This window comes from Saprospiraceae bacterium, assembly GCA_016714025.1.
In the GTDB taxonomy this organism is placed as follows: domain Bacteria; phylum Bacteroidota; class Bacteroidia; order Chitinophagales; family Saprospiraceae; genus Vicinibacter.
The window spans coordinates 942799-960785 of sequence record JADJOB010000002.1; the positions used below are offsets into that span (position 1 = coordinate 942799).

Annotated in this window: 14 protein-coding genes; 7 read left to right on the plus strand and 7 right to left on the minus strand. The window is 35.3% G+C overall.

Annotation, left to right across the window (positions count from 1 at the left end; genetic code table 11):
* Positions 1-3: 3 nt before the first annotated feature.
* On the minus strand, positions 4-1296 hold the full coding sequence (gene purD / locus IPJ80_07015; GenBank protein MBK7913235.1) for a phosphoribosylamine--glycine ligase: 1293 nt from the start codon (positions 1294-1296) through the stop codon (positions 4-6).
* Positions 1297-1540: 244 nt separating this feature from the next.
* On the opposite strand from purD, the gene IPJ80_07020 reads away from it, so the two are divergent.
* The 7 genes from IPJ80_07020 to IPJ80_07050 all read left to right on the plus strand — a co-directional run bounded on the left by IPJ80_07020 (position 1541) and on the right by IPJ80_07050 (position 10513).
* A complete protein-coding gene (locus IPJ80_07020) occupies positions 1541-3553 on the plus strand; it encodes a caspase family protein (GenBank protein ID MBK7913236.1) in 2013 nt (670 codons plus the stop codon).
* Positions 3554-3564: 11 nt separating this feature from the next.
* Complete coding sequence (locus IPJ80_07025; GenBank protein MBK7913237.1) at positions 3565-5115, plus strand: hypothetical protein; 1551 nt, start codon at positions 3565-3567, stop codon at positions 5113-5115.
* Positions 5116-5146: 31 nt separating this feature from the next.
* Positions 5147-5731: a sigma-70 family RNA polymerase sigma factor gene (locus IPJ80_07030; protein ID MBK7913238.1), complete on the plus strand. Its 585-nt coding sequence runs from the start codon at positions 5147-5149 to the stop codon at positions 5729-5731.
* 12 nt (positions 5732-5743) lie between these two features.
* On the plus strand, positions 5744-6556 hold the full coding sequence (locus IPJ80_07035) for a hypothetical protein (protein MBK7913239.1): 813 nt from the start codon (positions 5744-5746) through the stop codon (positions 6554-6556).
* Positions 6553-7503, plus strand: coding sequence for a hypothetical protein (locus tag IPJ80_07040; GenBank protein ID MBK7913240.1), 951 nt, complete (start codon positions 6553-6555; stop codon positions 7501-7503). Before IPJ80_07035 ends, IPJ80_07040 begins: the two co-directional genes overlap by 4 nt.
* Before the next feature lie 17 nt (positions 7504-7520).
* The gene (locus IPJ80_07045) at positions 7521-8159 is read left to right on the plus strand and encodes a hypothetical protein (GenBank protein MBK7913241.1); all 639 of its coding nucleotides are present in this window, start codon (positions 7521-7523) and stop codon (positions 8157-8159) included.
* Between the two features lie 65 nt (positions 8160-8224).
* Positions 8225-10513, plus strand: coding sequence for a caspase family protein (locus tag IPJ80_07050; protein ID MBK7913242.1), 2289 nt, complete (start codon positions 8225-8227; stop codon positions 10511-10513).
* A gap of 26 nt (positions 10514-10539) precedes the next feature.
* Here IPJ80_07050 and IPJ80_07055 read toward each other — a convergent pair whose 3' ends face one another.
* The 6 genes from IPJ80_07055 to IPJ80_07080 all read right to left on the minus strand — a co-directional run bounded on the left by IPJ80_07055 (position 10540) and on the right by IPJ80_07080 (position 17898).
* A complete protein-coding gene (locus tag IPJ80_07055; protein MBK7913243.1) occupies positions 10540-11589 on the minus strand; it encodes a hypothetical protein in 1050 nt (349 codons plus the stop codon).
* 25 nt (positions 11590-11614) lie between these two features.
* Positions 11615-13324: a hypothetical protein gene (locus IPJ80_07060; protein ID MBK7913244.1), complete on the minus strand. Its 1710-nt coding sequence runs from the start codon at positions 13322-13324 to the stop codon at positions 11615-11617.
* 26 nt (positions 13325-13350) lie between these two features.
* The gene (locus IPJ80_07065) at positions 13351-14283 is read right to left on the minus strand and encodes a hypothetical protein (protein MBK7913245.1); all 933 of its coding nucleotides are present in this window, start codon (positions 14281-14283) and stop codon (positions 13351-13353) included.
* An 85-nt stretch (positions 14284-14368) separates the two neighbouring features.
* Positions 14369-15634, minus strand: coding sequence for a CHASE2 domain-containing protein (locus IPJ80_07070; protein ID MBK7913246.1), 1266 nt, complete (start codon positions 15632-15634; stop codon positions 14369-14371).
* Between the two features lie 84 nt (positions 15635-15718).
* Positions 15719-16444 (minus strand): response regulator transcription factor, encoded by a 726-nt coding sequence (locus IPJ80_07075; protein ID MBK7913247.1) that lies wholly within the window; start codon positions 16442-16444, stop codon positions 15719-15721.
* 89 nt (positions 16445-16533) lie between these two features.
* Positions 16534-17898, minus strand: coding sequence for a HAMP domain-containing histidine kinase (locus IPJ80_07080; GenBank protein ID MBK7913248.1), 1365 nt, complete (start codon positions 17896-17898; stop codon positions 16534-16536).
* Between the last annotated feature and the right edge of the window lie 89 nt (positions 17899-17987).

Sequence of the window (17987 nt, forward strand, 5' to 3'; positions counted from 1 at the left end):
AATTTAAGTCAAAAAAGTTTCAAGATCTTTTCCAATGTCTCTTCTGTAATATTTTCCTTCAAATTGAATTTGTTCAGCAATTTCATTACATTTTTGAACTGCTTCTGTAATCGTTTTACCCAATGAACTAACAGCTAATACCCTGCCACCATCAGTTTTCAAGCTGTAATCTTGTTCTTTGGTTCCTGCATGAAAAATCATTTGATCCGGGTCTGATAAAACAGGTAATTGAATTTCTTTGCCTTTTACATAGGTTCCAGGATATCCAGCACTAACTAACATAATGGTTGCAGCATAATCTGGATTGGTTTCGACAGTGATTTCATTTAATGTATGATCATCCATAGCTTGGATCAAGTGGATTAAATCATTTTTTAAACGAGGCATAATAACTTCTGTTTCAGGATCTCCTAACCGGCAATTGTACTCGATCACAAACGGATCACCATTTACATTGATTAAACCAAAAAAGATAAATCCTTTATATGGAATGGATTCTTGCATGAGTCCATTTAAAGTGGGTTGAATTATTTGATCCCGTACTTTTGTTAGCATTGCATCATCCACAAAAGCAACTGGTGAAATAGCTCCCATCCCACCTGTATTTAAACCGGTATCAGCTTCTCCGATTCGTTTGTAGTCTTTGGCTTCCGGAAGTAAAATATATTGACTTCCATTAGTCAAAATGAATACAGAAAATTCAATCCCTTTTAGAAATTCTTCAATAACAACAGTTTGGGATGCCTCTCCAAAACGACCTTTCAACAATTCAACCAATTCTTGTTCCGCGGTTACATGATCTTCACAAATTACCACTCCCTTGCCTGCCGCCAGTCCGGATGCTTTCAAAACGATGGGTGGTGTTAATTCATGAATGTAGTCCAAAGCAGCATCCAGTTCTTCTTGCTCAAATGTTTTGTATGCAGCAGTTGGAATTTGATGTCGTTTCATAAATTCTTTGGAAAAGGCCTTACTGCTTTCCAATTGTGCTCCGATTTTAGTGGGTCCCACCAAAATGGGCTTAAATTCCCAATCAGTTTTTAAAATGGCATCCATCAAACCATCAGCCAACGGAACTTCTGGTCCGCAAAGCACGATATCTATATTAAAATCAAGAATATGTTGCTTTATGAGATCAAAATCGGAGGCATTTCCCGGTAAATTCATGCCTAAGGAGGCGGTCCCGGGGTTTCCAGGTAGGGTAAATAAATTTGCCAACAATGGACTTTGTTTGATTTTAGCTGCCAGAGCATGTTCTCTGCCACCGGAGCCTAATATCATTACGTTTTTTTTCATAATTTTGAACATGCGAAGGTAGGCAATTTAAAAGCCCAAATTCATGAAACGGTGCATTCAAAAATCTTGAAAAAGACTAAAAACATGGCAAAAAACAGCTAATTCAAGCTAATTTTAACCAAACTGGGCAATACTTAAAATTCTGTAATACTTTAGACGTCTCAAACTTAATTTTAATTAATCCAGCTGACAAAAACTGATAACCATTAGGATCGCCAGGGTACTAGTTAATAAATCAATAAATATGTCTTTTAGATTTTGTAAATCCTTTTTTATCATCGCAATTCTCGGCTTGTGCTTATTGAATTCAGTGAATTCCCAAGCGCAAAAGGCGACTAAAAAGGCATTGTTGATTGGAATCGGAAAATATCCGGAGCAAGGGGGATGGGCAACCATCAATTCATCAAATGACCTGGGTTTATTGAGAGAATCGCTTCAGGCTCAAGGGTTTAATAAGGAAAACATCCTTGAATTATCTGAAGAAAGGGCCACTAAAGCCAATATTTTAAAGATGATTAAGGTCGATTTTACTAGTAAATTGTCAAAAGGCGATATTGCTTATTTTCATTTTTCAGGCCATGGGCAACAAATGCAAGATAAAAATGGCGACGAAGTGGATGGTTTGGATGAATGTATCGTGCCTTTTGATTCTCCAAAAAAATATGTCGAAGGCCAATACGAAGGGGAGCGTTTAATATCTGACGACGAACTCAATGGTGCCCTAACAGATGTACGAAAAAAATTGGGACCTAATGGACATTTGATTGTACTCCTTGATGCATGCCATTCTGGAACCGGAACCCGTGGGTCGGCTTTAGCCAGAGGTACTACGGAGATTATGGCATCAAAAAATTACAAAGAGAATTTAAATAAGAAAAGCCTTACTAAAGAATTTAAACAAACGGAACAAGATGGTTCGAATGCAAGCGCTGCCGGATTGGCTCCATTCGTAGCATTTTTTGGTGCAGCTCAAAACCAGCTTAACTATGAAATGACCGATGATAAAAAGGTGAGTTATGGCTCTTTGTCTTATGCCTTTTCAAAAAATCTGGTTCAAATCGGTCAGGAAACATCCTATAGAGGTTTGTTTGATAAGATAAGAAATGAAATGGCAAGCATTGCCCCATTGCAAAATCCTCAAGCAGAAGGTGATCTGGATATGGAAGTGTTAAATGGAAAAGCATTAGCAAATGCAGATTATTATAAAGTGCTGAGCGTAATTGGTCCGGATCAGGTTTTTATTAATGCAGGTCAATTGCATAATTTATTTGATAATTCTAAAGTGGGTTTTTATCCAATAGATACACGCGATATTGAAAAAGCTCATCCATTGGTTACAGGAACAGTTATTTTAAGCAAGCCAGCTCAATCAAAAGTGAAATTAGATAGTATCATTGATCCTGAATTGTTAAAGACTTCCTGGGTATTTGTTTTGGAAAAAAATATGGGCGAAACAAAAGTTAGTTTGAGAATTTTAGTTAATGACCAAACATTAAATACAACTATTCAAGAAAAATTAGCAAGCTTTCCATTTATCGAATTTAAACAAGAAAGTTCTAATTTAAGTATTGAATTCGATAACTTAAATAGTAAAAAACTTTATCTTAAAACATTTGATAATTATTACTTGGATAGTTTGGAGGTTACGCCAACACGGGAATTAAACTTAAAGAGTTTCGTGGCAAAAATTAAAAAATATGCACAGGGTCGATTCATTCGTAAACTCGAAATGCAAGGTCAGGATTTAAAATTGAGTTTCAAAATTATCCCGAGCAGTACAAATCAAAACATCACCAATGTTGATGAATTAAAAGAACTAACGCCTGATTCCTTTGGTGTAAAAAAATTAAAGGTGGGAGAATCTTTTCATATTTTAGTGGTTAACAATGGACTCAAACCAGCATTTTTTACTATCCTGGACATACAACCTGATAATTATTCAAAAGTTATTGTCCCAGGAGAACATCAGACCCCTGAAGAATTCAGAATATTACCGGATCAGAAATTATTTATTAAAGATCCATGGGAAATTGGCCCTCCTTTAGGAAATGAGGTTTTCAAATTGATTGCATCTGACAAACCAATGGATTTGAGATCCGTTTTTGGTACACGCGGAGGAATTGAACAAAGTCCATTTGAAAAATTATATAAAGAAACAATGTCTGATGAAGTCATCGGAACCAGAGGCAGTCGGGTACTTAATCTAGGCAGTTCAGAAATTGATATTAATAAAGAGAGTTTTTTAATCTACGAATAAATCAAATTTATATGAAGTTCAATATACTTTTTATTTTAGTGATTTTTGTAAACCGGATGTATAGTCAGGATTTACACATCTATTATGATGTACATAAAGACAGCATCTGGTATATGAAAAACGGTAAAGGCATCGATGATCCTGTTGTAAAAAAAGGAAAACAAGTGTATTTTCATTTACAGGAGTACAATAATTATATTTACAAGGCCAATTTTGAAGTAGCTCAATATAAAATTGAGAGCAGTGTTTTTGGCCAGGATTCTTCGAATTTTAAAAGTTTGTTGCCTGGAATTTTGAGCAATTTAATGCCGGGTGCAGGCGGTGGAGCCGGTCTTCCTTTTTTTAACATTCCTGTATTTGGTTCGGTATTGTCAAGTCTTACTGGTTTGCAAGGAACAACAGCCGCACGTGGTGAATTAGAAGATCTTGAAAATTTTAAAAAGCAACTGGAATCGATGGAGCAGGAAAAGGCTGCAATCAATGCGGCTATTCTTGAAATTAACAAGCGAAAAAAAGCTGCAGCTATACTGCAAACCAATCCGGATTTTATAAATACACTTTGTAAATTGAATAGCCTGGCCCCGACGGAAATTAAAAAATTAGTACTGACTTATTTTGATGAAATCTTTCTGCTTGATGGCAAGAACTCTTTTGGATTGACAGATATTCCTGCTTTAAATGAGAAATTATTGGAAATTCCGGTCTTGCAAAAATCGTTACAGGGAAGCATTCAAACTTATGAACAAAAATTCAAACAACTAAATTCAATATTAGTAAATTTAAAAAGCACAGATCATGGAATTGATGAGTTGTATCCTTTGTTAAAAAAAGTGGAATTAAGTCAATCACAAAATGAAGGGGCTCTTAAAAATTTAAATCAACTTGTAGAAAATGCAGTTGGCGATACTTCCAGTAAATTAGATTATACTTCCAGTATTCAAAAATATTACTTAAAGTATATAGAAATCAATAATAACCATTTTGTTTTTACACATTATGAAACTGTAAGGGAGCGCTATATAATCTATACGCTTCAGTTGTATCAGTTGGTTTCAGATTCAACAAGTGCCTCCGGTTATTCAGAAGTTTTGTATAAAACAAAAGAAGTGCGAATAAGAACCTATGGAAGTACAGCATTTACTTCAACGATGGGTTTAAGTGGTACCCGCTTTAACCAATTGCCGCAACGATATTTTTTGAAAGGGGACAAATTGGCTGCTCAGGATGCAGATCCCTATTCATTGGTATTGTCGTCTTTATTTAATTTGAGCTTCGATTTTAATTGGAGTGTTTCTCCAGTACTTTCTTTAGGCATCGGAGTTCCAGTTACCAATAGCGAATATGTTGATAATATTACATTTTTAGTGGGTCCCGGTGTTTATGTTGGTCGTAGTCAGTCTATATTACTTTCAGGGGGCATGATGTTTTCGAAAGTTCAACGATTGACTAACGGACTTCAGGTTGGAGAATCTGTTGTCCTCGGAGATGGGGTGATTCCTACAGAAAAGAAATATGGTTTGGGATATTTTTTCGGAGTTTCCTACAGAATAAGTGGTAAATAATTACAAAATACATTTCGATTTATAAGAAACAATGAATCAGTTAGAAGAACATTATCAAGTATTTAAAATGCAAGGCCTAACCCAGGAATTGGATGAGCGTATAAAAAATTTATACAAGCATTATTTTGATGATGTTAAAAATCATATTTTAAAAAATAGTGGGAGCATGGAGGATGCCCGGGATTTGTTTCAGGAACTGGCATTGGTGTATTATAAACAACTTCAGAAACCCGACTTTAAAATAGAAACCAGTGAAAAAAACTATATATACGGTATTTGTAAAAATTTATGGTTAAAAAAATTGCGTGACAGGAAACTGGTAAGCATGCCGGATGACAATTTTATTGAAACAATTAAAGATGGTTCTCAACAAGAAATTCAGCAAAATGAGGAAAAGGACAGTTTGATTGATTTAATTTGTAAAACCATGGATCAAATTACCGAGGAGTGCAGACAAATTATTTATCTGGCATTCTATTTGAAAAAGTCTGCCCTGGAAATTGCGGGCGTAACGGGTTATTCTGAGCAATTTATTAAAGTAAAGAAGCACCGGTGTTTGCAAGGAATGCGTAAAATGATCATTGATTCTCCGGGCTATCGAATCATGAACCAATAATATGGAACTGCCATGAATGAAGATTTAAAATATCAAGTTGAAATTATAAGATACATCGATCAGGAGATGACTGAAGATGAACGAATAGCATTTGAATCCAGTTTGATGACCAATAAAGAACTGGCAAATGAACTCAGGGAATACCAATTGCTGTTAGAGGGAATTGAAAGTTGGGGAGATCAATTAACAAAGGATAAAATTAAGTCTTATGACAAGCAACTGGAGCAGGAAGGATATTTTAATAAAAGTCATGTAATTAAAAGTTTTATTGGAAATGCAAATAATTTGAAGTGGATTGGTTTGGCAGCTTCCATTGCGATTTTAGTAACTGCGTATATATTTTTGAAACCTGATGCTAAGTTAAATCCAGTTATAACCTATGCAACGTATTATAAAGTAGATGAGAAATTACTAACTAAATATCTTACATATTACCAACCTAGCGGTATGGTTAATTCAGATACCTTGCATAAAGACAGCCTTTATCTTGGATTGCAAGCATTTCAACAAAAAAATTATGGCCAGACAGTTTCTTTTTTAAAACCCTTGCAATCTCAATCTGTGCTTAGTGATCCTGGAGCTTTTTATCTTGCATTGGCATTTATTCAGGTAAATGAATTCCAAAATGCAATTGACCTTTTGATTCCATTGACAAATTGCAGAAGTTTTGAATTAAGGGAGGAGTCTAAATGGTATTTAGCATTGTCTAACATGCAGTCGGGCGGTAATATTGAAGGAACTAAAGCTTTGTTAAGAGAGTTGTCTCAGAGTTCGTATTCAGATATGGCTGCAAAAGCCGGTAGTTTGTTGGCAGAACTAAAATGATATCCAGTTTCCCAGGATCGATTCGTAGGCTGAGTTCCATTTTATATTTGGTTTTTATTTTCAGTTTTGGAATGGCCGGTCAGCCTCAGACTTATAAGCAACAAATTGCAAATAAAATACTTGATAGACTTTATGAAGTTTCTGCATATCCTGAAATTCAGAAACCTAAATTAATAATTCTACCTAGTAAAACCCTGGCTGCACAATTTGTTCCATCTTCAAATACCATATTTATTGAGGATGCTTTGTATTTAATTTGCCGATCTTTTGGCAAGGATTCTTTAAATGCACTGGCATTTATTATTGGTCATGAACTGACACATGCAATTTATAAAGATTTAAATCTTGGGTTGGTTCCCAGCAGTTACTTAAATTATGCGGGTTCATTTATTCCAAACGAACGGGAAGAACAAGTTGCAGATTTGCAAGGGTCCTTTCTTGCCACACTTTCAGGTTATCCTACACAACCAGTTCTTTCCGGGTTAATTGAAAAAATTTACGACAGCTATCATATTGAGGATAAGCCAACGGATGCTTATCCACCTAAAAACAAACGAGTTGAATCCGCTCAGAAAGTATTGACCCAACTTCAACATCTATTGGTGGTTTTTGAAAATGCAAATTTGCTGGTTGTAAAATCTGAATATGAATTGGCGCAAAGTCTTTACGATTACATTTTGCAATATTACCAGGGATTGGAAATTTATAATAACAAAGGGCTTGCATTGGCATTGCAAGCAATGCGCTATTACAATGAAGAAACAGATGCATATGTTCATCCTTTAGAGCTGGATCAACATTCCAGGTTAAAAAAATTTAATAAGTCCAGAGGAGATCTGACTCCTGAAAATTTGCAAAAAGGATGCAATTACTTAGACAAGCAAAGACCTGTTTTGAATCAGCACTTAGCCTCAACCAGGAATACTTTCCGGCGAAAATTCACATGATCAGTTGCTATAATTTAATGAATCAACCGGAAGAAGCGGTACGATTTTATGAAAAGGATAAGTTTTTTAATAGTAAAAAAACTAAAACAGGCTCAAAATATTTTCAAATTAATCAGGCAATTGGAATTAGTTATGCCTTGCTAAATAATAAACGTGCCAAACGATATTTTAATTCAAATATTCCAGAGCAACAAGTAGATTTAGCTTCAAATGCAAACTATAATTTGGAATTATACAGAAGCCATCAGAAAAAGAATAAAATTAAGCAACAGCTGTTGCAACCATTCGCATGCATACCATCTGCTGAAGCGAACATAAATAAAACGCAGTTATTTAATGAAAATTTCTCAGAATCGAATTTGATTCATTTTAATTCAGGTTCAAATGTGCTCGAACTTAAATATAAAATTGAAGCCGACAAACAAATTTACTTGTTTAAAAATAATGAGATGCCTTTGCTTTCAATCATAAGAAAAAAAGTAGATGAAAAGGGTATTCTGGATTTTCAAAAAATGAAAAGAGACCTGGATCCAGTTTGTCAATCCCAGCAAATGAGTTCTCTAGGTACGTTTTATTCATTTGAGTCATTCAATAGGGTGTTCCTGACAAATAATCAAGGGATGATTACAGAACAATTCCAGTTTATCTATAATTAGTTTATTTTTGGCCTTTTATTAGTTTTAGTTTGTATCTTCAAGGACTAAAAATCAACTCAGGCTGAATGGAAGACTTTTTTTCTGGGGCTCATATTACACGATCTTGTCTATTTTATAAGGCATCAAGCTTATTTCGTCGCCTGGTGCTGCTTCCATTATTGATTTTTGCAAGTCTCAGCATTTGGTCACAAACACAAATTAAAGGAGTAAAGCCTTCATCAAATAGTACAAAAAAAGATACTGGAACTTTTAGGGCAGTTATCGTGGGTATTTCAGATTATCAAAATCCTAAAATTCCTGATTTAAATTATGCGCATAAGGATGCCGAAGCATTTTCAAATTATTTATTGAACCGTTCGGGCATAAAGATTGATTCAGCAAATGTGGTATTGCTATTAAATGAAAAAGCAACGGCTGGAAACGTTATTAGTAATTTGTTTTGGTTGATGGACGAAAGTAAAGAAGGGGATGTTGCCATCATTTATTTTTCAGGACACGGAGATGTAGAAACCACTACGATGAACCAGCCGGGTTTTTTACTTTGTTATGATGCTCCTGCAAGAGTGTATATGGCTGGCGGCACGTTTGCTTTACAAAATTTACAGGATATCATTGCAACACTTTCAACAACCAATAAGACCAAAGTGCTTGTAATAACAGATGCCTGTCGTGCCGGAAAACTTGCTGGTAGTACCGAAGGTGGTCCTCGCGCCACTGCAGCCAATCTTGCAAAACAATATGCCAATGAAAATAAAATATTGTCTTGTCAGGAAAATGAATTTTCATTGGAAGGAAAATCCTGGGGTGGAGGGCGAGGTGTATTTTCATATTATTTTTTAAATGGAATAGAGGGACTTGCCGATCGCAATAAAGATGGTTTTGTCAGTGTTCAAGAAATTGAACGCTATCTGGATGACGAAGTTCCTGCAGCAGTTGCGCCCCACAGCCAGTTTCCAATAACCGTTGGAAACAAAACGGCATTGATTGCAAAAGTAGATCCGAAAATTCTCGCATCACTTAAATCTGAAATTCAAAAAAACGGATTGGAACAAAGCAGCGACAGAGGAATTTTGGATTTTTTACAATACAGTTCGGATACTTTGATTAAACATTGGTACGATGGTTTTAATAAGGCATTACAAGAGCATCGATTATTATATCCGGAAAACAACAGCGCCTGGTATTATTTCAAGCAATTGAAAGATAACCCTGAGATGATGGCTTTTAAAGGTCTTATGCAGCGAAATCTTGCAGCGGCTCTTCAGGATGATGCCCAACAAGCAATTAATGATTATTTAAAGGCAGATCCGGTAGAACTTGGCAAGAGATGGTCTTACGATGTACGTTATGAACGCTATCCTGAATATTTAACTAAATCGGCTGAATTATTAGGCGAGAAACATTTTTATTTTAAAACGATCCGCGCCAGACAACATTATTTTGATGGACTCAATTTGCGTTTGCAATCAGAACGTACAGGCAACAAGGCATTAATTCAGCAAGCCTTGACGCAACAAGATGCTTGCCTTGCTCTGGAACCCAATGCTCCTTTTGCTTTCAATGAAATCGGAATTTTGTATCGCCGCTTATCAAAATATAAGGAAGCTGTCGAACAATTTGAAAAAGCTGTTAAAATGGCTCCAACCTGGCCGTTGCCCTGGGCTAATTTATGTGGGACCTATGTCGAATTGGATGAATTGGATAAAGCAGAAGCTTGTGGAATAAAAGCCATCCAATTAGACAGTGGATTCGCATTATCCTATTATAATTTGGGGTATGTGTACCAAGCTAAAAAGGATAATCTGAAAGCCAAATCATTTTTTAAAAATTGTTTGGAAGCAGATTCTGAATATAAAGATGCTTATTTCAAATTGGCTTTCATCTCCATAACCGAAGGAAATTATGCGGAGGCTGAAAAAATGGCTTTGCAATATCACAAAAGGGATTCCACCTATATTTATAATTTAATCAATTTAGGGGAAATTAAATTTAATCTTAAAAAAATTGAGGAAGCTGAACTGTTTTATATCAAAGCACTTGAGCAAAATCCAAATTCTGAATATACACTTGAAGAACTTGCCAAGTTTTATTTGAGTATTCAATTATTTACTCAAGCGGATAAGCATCTTTATAAACTCGATTCCCTCCAAAATAAAAATGCAAATACCTATTATTTATTATCAAAATCAAAAGCCATGCAAAATAATAAAAAGGAATGCATTCATTATTTAAGCATGGCTTTAGAAAATGGATACCGGAATGTTGATTCAATTCTTAATGAACCGGCTTTCACCAAAATTTCAAAAAAGCGTTCCTTTAAAAAATTAATGAAACGCTTTTTCGAAATTGATTAATTCAAATACTTTAAAATAATTCGAATTTACTTGGTCATTACTTTCATTGCTTTAGCTTCATTATTAATTCTTAATAATAAAGCAGCTTTATTTATTTGTAACATTTTATCTTTTGGATTTTCGTCCAATAGGCGGTTGTAAATAGTTTCAGCTTCAGTATATAATTGTGCTTGTTCAAAAGCTGCTGCTTCCATCATCCCTTTAACAGAAGGGTTGCCACCTAGATAAACTTTGGAAGTTCTGACACGTTTCAGAATGTTCATGTAATCTTCGTTGGCTAATACCATAAAGTTAACTGATTGAGTAAGCGCATTTTCTCCGGTTCCAAGTTTTTGTCTCCAGGCATAACGGAAATTTTTCTTTAATTTTAATTTTTTCAAGTCAATGGTACATTGTCCATTTTGACAACACTCAGTAGTTTGTACAACTTGATCTCCATCTAATATTTCAACAGTACAAGTTTTTCCTTCTGGTATTGCAGCACATGCACAGGGTACTGTAGTTTCTCTGAGTTTACCAAAAGGCAGGGTATTTTCAACCATAGGTTTTTTATCACCCCAACCATCTTTGCTACGCAATGGGTCCACAGCACCCCAACCATCTTTGCTGCGTAAAGGATCAACTGCTAACCAGCCATCTTTACTGCGTAAAGGGTCAACTGCCAACCAGCCATCTCCATTGATGGATTTACCCAATACCCAACCATCAGCTCCTTGTTTACTGGCAATTAATGCTGCGGAAGATTGGATATAATCAGCAAAATCCGGATCAAAACTTGTGGCACTTTCGGCTTTAGTTTTTTGAAAGGCAGTAGAAAGCTGTGTGGTTCCTTCACTTTTTACTGTTTTAAAGTTTCCTTTTGATAAAAGTACAGCACTGGATCCACCTTTAATTTTTAAACTACCGCTAGATTTTACAACGGTACCAGCTTGTACTTTAATTGGTTTTGAACCATCAGAAGGTATGTATTTTATAGATCCTTCTGAAGCGACAACAATTACAGGGTTTTCATCTTGTGCTGAAATGATGCAATTGATTGCAAACATTCCTAAGAAAATGAGAAGAATTTTTTTCATATGTAATAATTTAAAAGTATAAAATTTATTTAAGATACGTTGCATAATTTATCCAGGATATCACTTTATGATCCCGGTCTGTTATAAATAAAATAGATGGATAAACAATTAATTCTCCAGAACTGGTTCCTATACTATTTATCGGATTCCCATATTTTGATAATACCTCTTCAAAGCTGCTTCCTATTTTAATTCCAAGTGCACTGGATTCTTTATAAGATGAATTGCATTTATTAAATAAAATAAATTGATAAGTTCCATTTACATCTTTCGTACATTTATTGAAAAAGTATTTCGAATTTATTGTTGAATCAGTTTCTATAAATTGTTGACAATAACGGTTGCCTCCATCCAGATATACCATCGATGAGCGGTCAAACTCAAAGCTTTCCGCAATGGCATCTAAACTTAAACCATTGATGGATTCAGGTATTTCACTTTCAATGGGTTTATTGATTGATTTTTCTTTGCCATTTTTTAGTAAAAATAAATTGTTAGTTGCACAAATACCCCCTAAAGCAATTGATTCATTCCAAAGAAGTTCGGCTTTAACAGGATCCCCTTCTTTCAATTTTAAAATTCCTAATAAATTTTTTATGTCACCAATGCTTTTAGAATCTCCTTTTTTAATTGCCAATACCATAGCTTCTTGTTCAGCATAAAATTTGGCCCGAACTGAATCTCCAAGAATTGCATAGACATTGGCTTTATTTAAATAAGCTGGAATGTAATCAGGATCCATACTAATGGCAGCATCGAAATATTGAATTCCTTGTTTTAATAATTTTGTGCGTATGCTCAAAATATCATCATCTCCTCTGGAAGCGGTAGATTCCAAATCTAGCTGGAGTGCATATTGAAATACCAATTCTTCTTTTTTGAAATACGATAATGCTTCTAAAAAACAAGACATGCCGAGATTATTGTACAATTCACGACTTTGATACTGCATTAAAACGTATTTATAATATTCTCTTGATTCTGCATACATACCGATCGCAGAAAGGTAATTGGCCATATCAAATAATTCTACCAATTGTTTTAATTTCAGATTTGTTTTTTTACTGAGTTCCATCCGATCGTGCAAGGCTGGATATCCAGGTATGGGATCTTTTACTTGATAAGTTGCGTATAAGTTTTTGATTACTTCACCCCCTTGGTTAAACAAACCAAAGCCTGCTGAATATGCTAAAAATCCACCGAGGTAATCTGCTTCAGTTTCATAAGCGATTTGATCTTGTAATTTGCTGAGATCTTTTGCAATTTGTAAGTCGCTGAATTCAGATATAAATCCCCTTCTCCAGGCATGTTTTTCATAATAATGAGTCAATTCATGCCCTAGTAAAAATGCAATGGCTGCGTCTCCATAGGGTTCACAAGCCTGATATGCTTTTTCTTCAATAATAATTTCCAATCGATCGTAATCAATACTCGCAACTTTACTCACTTCTCTGCGAAGCACTAAGCTGGGGACAGGAAACCTAAAATCACCTCTCGCTGCAACCAGTTGATTGTATATTTTAAGACACCTGTCATAAGCGGGTGTATTATTTAAATTTTCGACCTGCTTACTTGTAAAATTATCAGCTTGTAACAAAGGCATGGTTGATAAGCTCCTGTTTTGTGCATTACTAAATGGGAGCGAAAGGATTACTGACAATCCAATTAATATGGAAACGATCTGCAATTTTGAAAAGGAGATCACACAGTTTAAATTGATTGGTTTGTTATTCATGGCTTGATTTGAAAGACATTTTAAACTTACTTTCCAATATTATTTTTTAATTGGCTGTAATAAAACGCATCCGTCAATTGCTTTAATTGTTTATTATTTGGATTGTTTATTTGTTGGGCTTTGCCATATAATACAGCATAGTTTATTAAATCAAGTTGCGCAAGCTCTTCCTGGATAAATAGGGTTTTCGGAACTAATTGTAAACTGAGTTGTTGTGATTTTAATTTAGTGTCAATTGCTTTTATTTGATTGTAATAATCACTTTTATCAGAAATTTCAAATCGTTTGGCCTCATATTCTAAATTGGAACCTGGTATTTCTACCTTCCAATAATATTTTTTACCAGGTTTAACATAATTTAAAAATTGCTGCACTTTAAATTGTTTTTTAAGTGTCAACATACTAAATACCTTCACCTTTGTTTCAAGTTCGTAAATAGTAAGATTATACCAACAAGTATCACAGGAATGACTCCATGAAAATTCCATTGAATTAAAATCAGAAGGTAATTTTCCTGTTATTGGAAAATCTAAAACTGGTGCTGCCAATTCACCTCTTGAAATTGCATAAATTGAATTTTTATAACTTTCTTTGGATTCAGAAGATTCATTCGATTCAAAAAAGGAGATAAAGTAATTAGCCAACTGACCTAAAAATGAATTTTCAGAAGGTTTGCTGAATGTCAGACTGCTGATATAGTGTGTTCCCGGAGCAACCACTTCGCATACTTCACCTGAATTTTTTACCAGTTTAACGCGTGCATTTTTACCGGAAATAATGATTTTTTGATCATCGTAAACCGGGCCATATTGTAGATTTTTAGCTTTATTGGATGCTTCTTTAGACTTGCAAATTTTGACAGCCCCTTCTATCTGAATGGCAGCAATTCCTTGACTAAAACCAATGGTAAGACTGATCAAACTAAAGCAAATAAGAATGAAATACTTGTTTATAGCCATATTCGGGGCAATTTAATCGTTTATTAGAGGTACGGCTTTTGAGGATTTGGTTATCAGTTGCCGAAGATAAAAGTTTTCAAACGGTTTAAGTCTTTTTGGTAAAAGAATTTCGTTCAAACCAATCTCGGATGATTTGAAGATAGGCTTCCGGGTACTGTTTTAATTTATGTTCATATAATTCATAAAGCTCATATGAGATGATAATAGTGGTCGTTAAAAAGATAAAACCAAGTTTTATGTTGGCAAACAAAAGTAAACTTAGACAAATCCCCAACAAAGCAAAAAATTCTATAATTTGTATAAAGCGGATATAAGGAATGGATCGAAAATAATCTTTCGGCGACATCTTCTTAAATACGAAATAATTAATAAAGAAAATTAAAACAGAGAGCAGAAATATAATGCTCCCGGGAATATCCATAATAAAATCCTGATCAAGAATCATGGAGATGATATTGGCATGGATCACAACGCCATGCATGTCGGGAAGAGATCGTCCGGTATATTGTTCGTTTAATGGTGTAAAATATCGGTCATTCATAGAAAGCGAATTATCATTCTCTCCACAAAAACCAATCAATACGATTTTGTCTTTAAAATATGCGCTGTCAAATTGGGTGGTGTCTTCTAAAAAACGATCAATTTGAAGCATTACATAATGCACCGCTTGTTTTGAATTAAAGGGAGCTCGCATGTTTTGGACTCCGGGCTGCAATCGTTTAAAATTAATCCATTCCTTTGTGTGTGCTTTAAGATGCGTTAGTTTATTTATTTCAGGATTGTACATCGAAGCAATCTGCATCGCAAATGACTTCGTTTCAATTCCATTTATAATATGATAGGGCTCAAAAGCTCTTACAGAAAACCCATCGTTGGTTCCTAAATTTACGTAAGCCTGGACTTTGTCTTTTGAAAAGAAACTATCAGATTGAAACTCCGACACACTTTCTAAATGATTTTCGGATTCAGCAAACGTATTCCCTAAAACCAACCGTTCTGCAGATACCAATGCTTCTCGCAATAAGGTATCTTGTGCTGTTTGATAAGCCGTATCAAAAAGTAGATCGACCCCAATGACTGCAACCTTATTTCTGCTTAAATAATTTATGGTATTGGCAATTTGTTCCCGATTGGTAACTTTGGAATTAATGATTACAATCCGAGGATCAAATAAGGCAGGATCATTGTGGTTCCTGAATTTGGAAAAGGCGATGTCCATGATATCATGATTCTTGATCGCTTCACTAAAAGGGTCAATAAAAATCTGATTTACAGGCAAATGATGGAGTAAAAACAAAAACAGGGAACCCCCGATAGCATACAATAAGGCGTGTATAGAATGATCTTTCACCGGTTTAAAGATAGAGACTCCGGCCTAATTCAAAAGGAAATTATAGGGGTTCTAAGATGATTCCAGCCAGAACGGAACGATTCGTTAAAGCTCAGAGCCGATTTCACCGCGTATAATCATGCGGAATCCATTTCCATGGATGTTCATGATTTCAATATTTTCATCCTTTGCCAGGTATTTTCTGAGTTTGGTTACAAAAACATCCATACTCCGGGCAGTAAAATAATTATCCTCTCCCCAAATTTTACTGAGAGCCTCCGAACGGGGTAAAATTTGATTTCTATACTGACAAAACATTTTTAACAAAAGAGCTTCTTTTGGAGAAAGCTTGATTTTTTCCGTAATTTCATTGTTCTCCTTTAAATAAAGGATTCGCAAGGGAAAATTAAAAAAATAAATACCAATGGTGAATTCTTTAGCATCATCCTCAGGATCGGACTTTTTCATAGAGCGCTTGAGTATGGCTTGAACCCTGTACAGCAACTCTTCTGAATTGAATGGTTTGGTTACATAATCATCTCCCCCGATTCGAAATCCTTCCAATACATCTTCTTTCAAAGTCTTGGCAGTCAAAAAGATAATGGGTACTTCTGAACTTTTAGATCGAATGTCCTTGGCTAATGAAAAACCATCCTTTCGGGGCATCATAACATCCAATATACATAAGTCATAATTTCCTCTTCGGTATTGCTCAAATCCATCAATTCCATCAACAGCCAAATCCACATCATACCCATGCATTTCAAGGTAAGATCGTAGCACGTCTCCAAAATTGCGATCGTCTTCGACGAGGAGGATTTTAGTAGACATAGAAGTTTCCGTAGTTGCACCAACCATTTTAGACAATTTATATGATAACGATTAAATACGAAGAATGTCGTTGCAAATGTTAATATTTTTTATGCCTTGATCGGAAAAATGAGCTTAAAACTGCTTCCTTTACCTGGTTCACTCTCCACTTCAACCCTACCATTGTGCTCCAGCGTCATGGCTTTGACATAACTCAATCCCAAGCCGAATCCCTTGACATTGTGTATGTTACCCGTAGGGACCCGGTAAAATTTTTCAAAAATCATCTTTTGAACATCCCGGCTCATCCCAATTCCTTTATCTTTTACGAGGATTTCAATGGTACTGCCATTATTTCTTGTTATGACAGAAATTTCAGGTTGGTCTGGTGAGTATTTGTTGGCATTGTCCAGTAAATTATAAATTATATTGCTCATGTGAAGGGGATCGCCCAAGATGGTAGCGTTTAATGCAGACAAATCTTTGGTTATACTTCCATCCCGTTGCTGCACCTGAAGACTAATATTTGAAACAGCCTGGTCTATAATCTCATGGATATTTATTTCTTTAAGGTTTAACTTGAAGTCATGTTTGTCAAGCAATGCCATCTGCAATACCTTCTCAACCTGACTGAGCATCCGTTGATTTTCTTGTCTGATGATTCCGGCAAATCGGCGAATTTTATCTGGGGTATTGATTACCATCGGACTAACAATCGAGTCTGATGCCAACGAGATTGTTGCGATGGGTGTTTTAAATTCATGGGTCATGTTATTGACAAAATCCGTCTTGATATCCGATAACTGTTTCTGACGGAAAACGATATAAATAACATAAGAAAAACAAGCAAGTATGATCAGGCTTAATAAAAGGCTCAAAACCAATAAAGGCCAAACAGAGCGCCAAAGCCAACGGGTCTTGGTTGGAAAAATTACCTTTAAAGTCCCTGGATTTCCGGTCATTCCTGGGAAAAGTCCAATTTCATATTCAGAATTTTGTAGCAGGGATTCAAGTTTTAATCCCGGGCTGGATGCCATATTATTTGGACCTACATCTGCCTGAAAATTCCCATTAAGTATAATCATTTTCTTGCGGACATTATCAATGACACCAAACGAATAATCTAAATCCAGATTTAATTCCTGAAATTCCTGCATCAGGATTTTTTTGAGAAATAAAGGATCAATGCGGCGTTCCAATGGAAATTTTTGAATCCGCATTTCACGGTCTATTAATTCAATTTGCTTTTGTTTTTCATTCCATTGTTCAATAAATAAACTGGAGGACAAACTCATGCTTGGATCATGTTTTTCAAGCCGAACACCGATCCGGTGCAATGCACCAATTATCGATTCGTTAAATTGCTCTTCTTTAAGTCGTACGGACCAGTTTATCCAATACAACTGAACCAGGGTTGTTCCAACCAAGGCCAGTGACATGATGCCGATTACTATCCAAATTGCCCGCTTACTCATTGCTTTAAAACTCAAAAGTCATTAAAAAGATCGTATTCAGACTCTAAATTAACGGCAACTTAACCATTCGACAGGTTTATCGGAAGGCT

What these genes read in the sequence shown, in the direction of transcription:
- IPJ80_07075 (MBK7913247.1), bottom strand. Translation starts at nt 16,444, where the DNA reads ATGTCTACTAAAATCCTCCTCGTCGAAGACGATCGCAATTTTGGAGAC.
- IPJ80_07035 (MBK7913239.1), top strand. Translation starts at nt 5,744, where the DNA reads ATGAATGAAGATTTAAAATATCAAGTTGAAATTATAAGATACATCGAT.
- purD (MBK7913235.1), bottom strand. Translation starts at nt 1,296, where the DNA reads ATGAAAAAAAACGTAATGATATTAGGCTCCGGTGGCAGAGAACATGCT.
- IPJ80_07030 (MBK7913238.1), top strand. Translation starts at nt 5,147, where the DNA reads ATGAATCAGTTAGAAGAACATTATCAAGTATTTAAAATGCAAGGCCTA.
- IPJ80_07020 (MBK7913236.1), top strand. Translation starts at nt 1,541, where the DNA reads ATGTCTTTTAGATTTTGTAAATCCTTTTTTATCATCGCAATTCTCGGC.
- IPJ80_07065 (MBK7913245.1), bottom strand. Translation starts at nt 14,283, where the DNA reads ATGGCTATAAACAAGTATTTCATTCTTATTTGCTTTAGTTTGATCAGT.
- IPJ80_07080 (MBK7913248.1), bottom strand. Translation starts at nt 17,898, where the DNA reads ATGAGTAAGCGGGCAATTTGGATAGTAATCGGCATCATGTCACTGGCC.
- IPJ80_07045 (MBK7913241.1), top strand. Translation starts at nt 7,521, where the DNA reads ATGAATCAACCGGAAGAAGCGGTACGATTTTATGAAAAGGATAAGTTT.
- IPJ80_07055 (MBK7913243.1), bottom strand. Translation starts at nt 11,589, where the DNA reads ATGAAAAAAATTCTTCTCATTTTCTTAGGAATGTTTGCAATCAATTGC.
- IPJ80_07025 (MBK7913237.1), top strand. Translation starts at nt 3,565, where the DNA reads ATGAAGTTCAATATACTTTTTATTTTAGTGATTTTTGTAAACCGGATG.
- IPJ80_07060 (MBK7913244.1), bottom strand. Translation starts at nt 13,324, where the DNA reads ATGAATAACAAACCAATCAATTTAAACTGTGTGATCTCCTTTTCAAAA.
- IPJ80_07040 (MBK7913240.1), top strand. Translation starts at nt 6,553, where the DNA reads ATGATATCCAGTTTCCCAGGATCGATTCGTAGGCTGAGTTCCATTTTA.
- IPJ80_07050 (MBK7913242.1), top strand. Translation starts at nt 8,225, where the DNA reads ATGGAAGACTTTTTTTCTGGGGCTCATATTACACGATCTTGTCTATTT.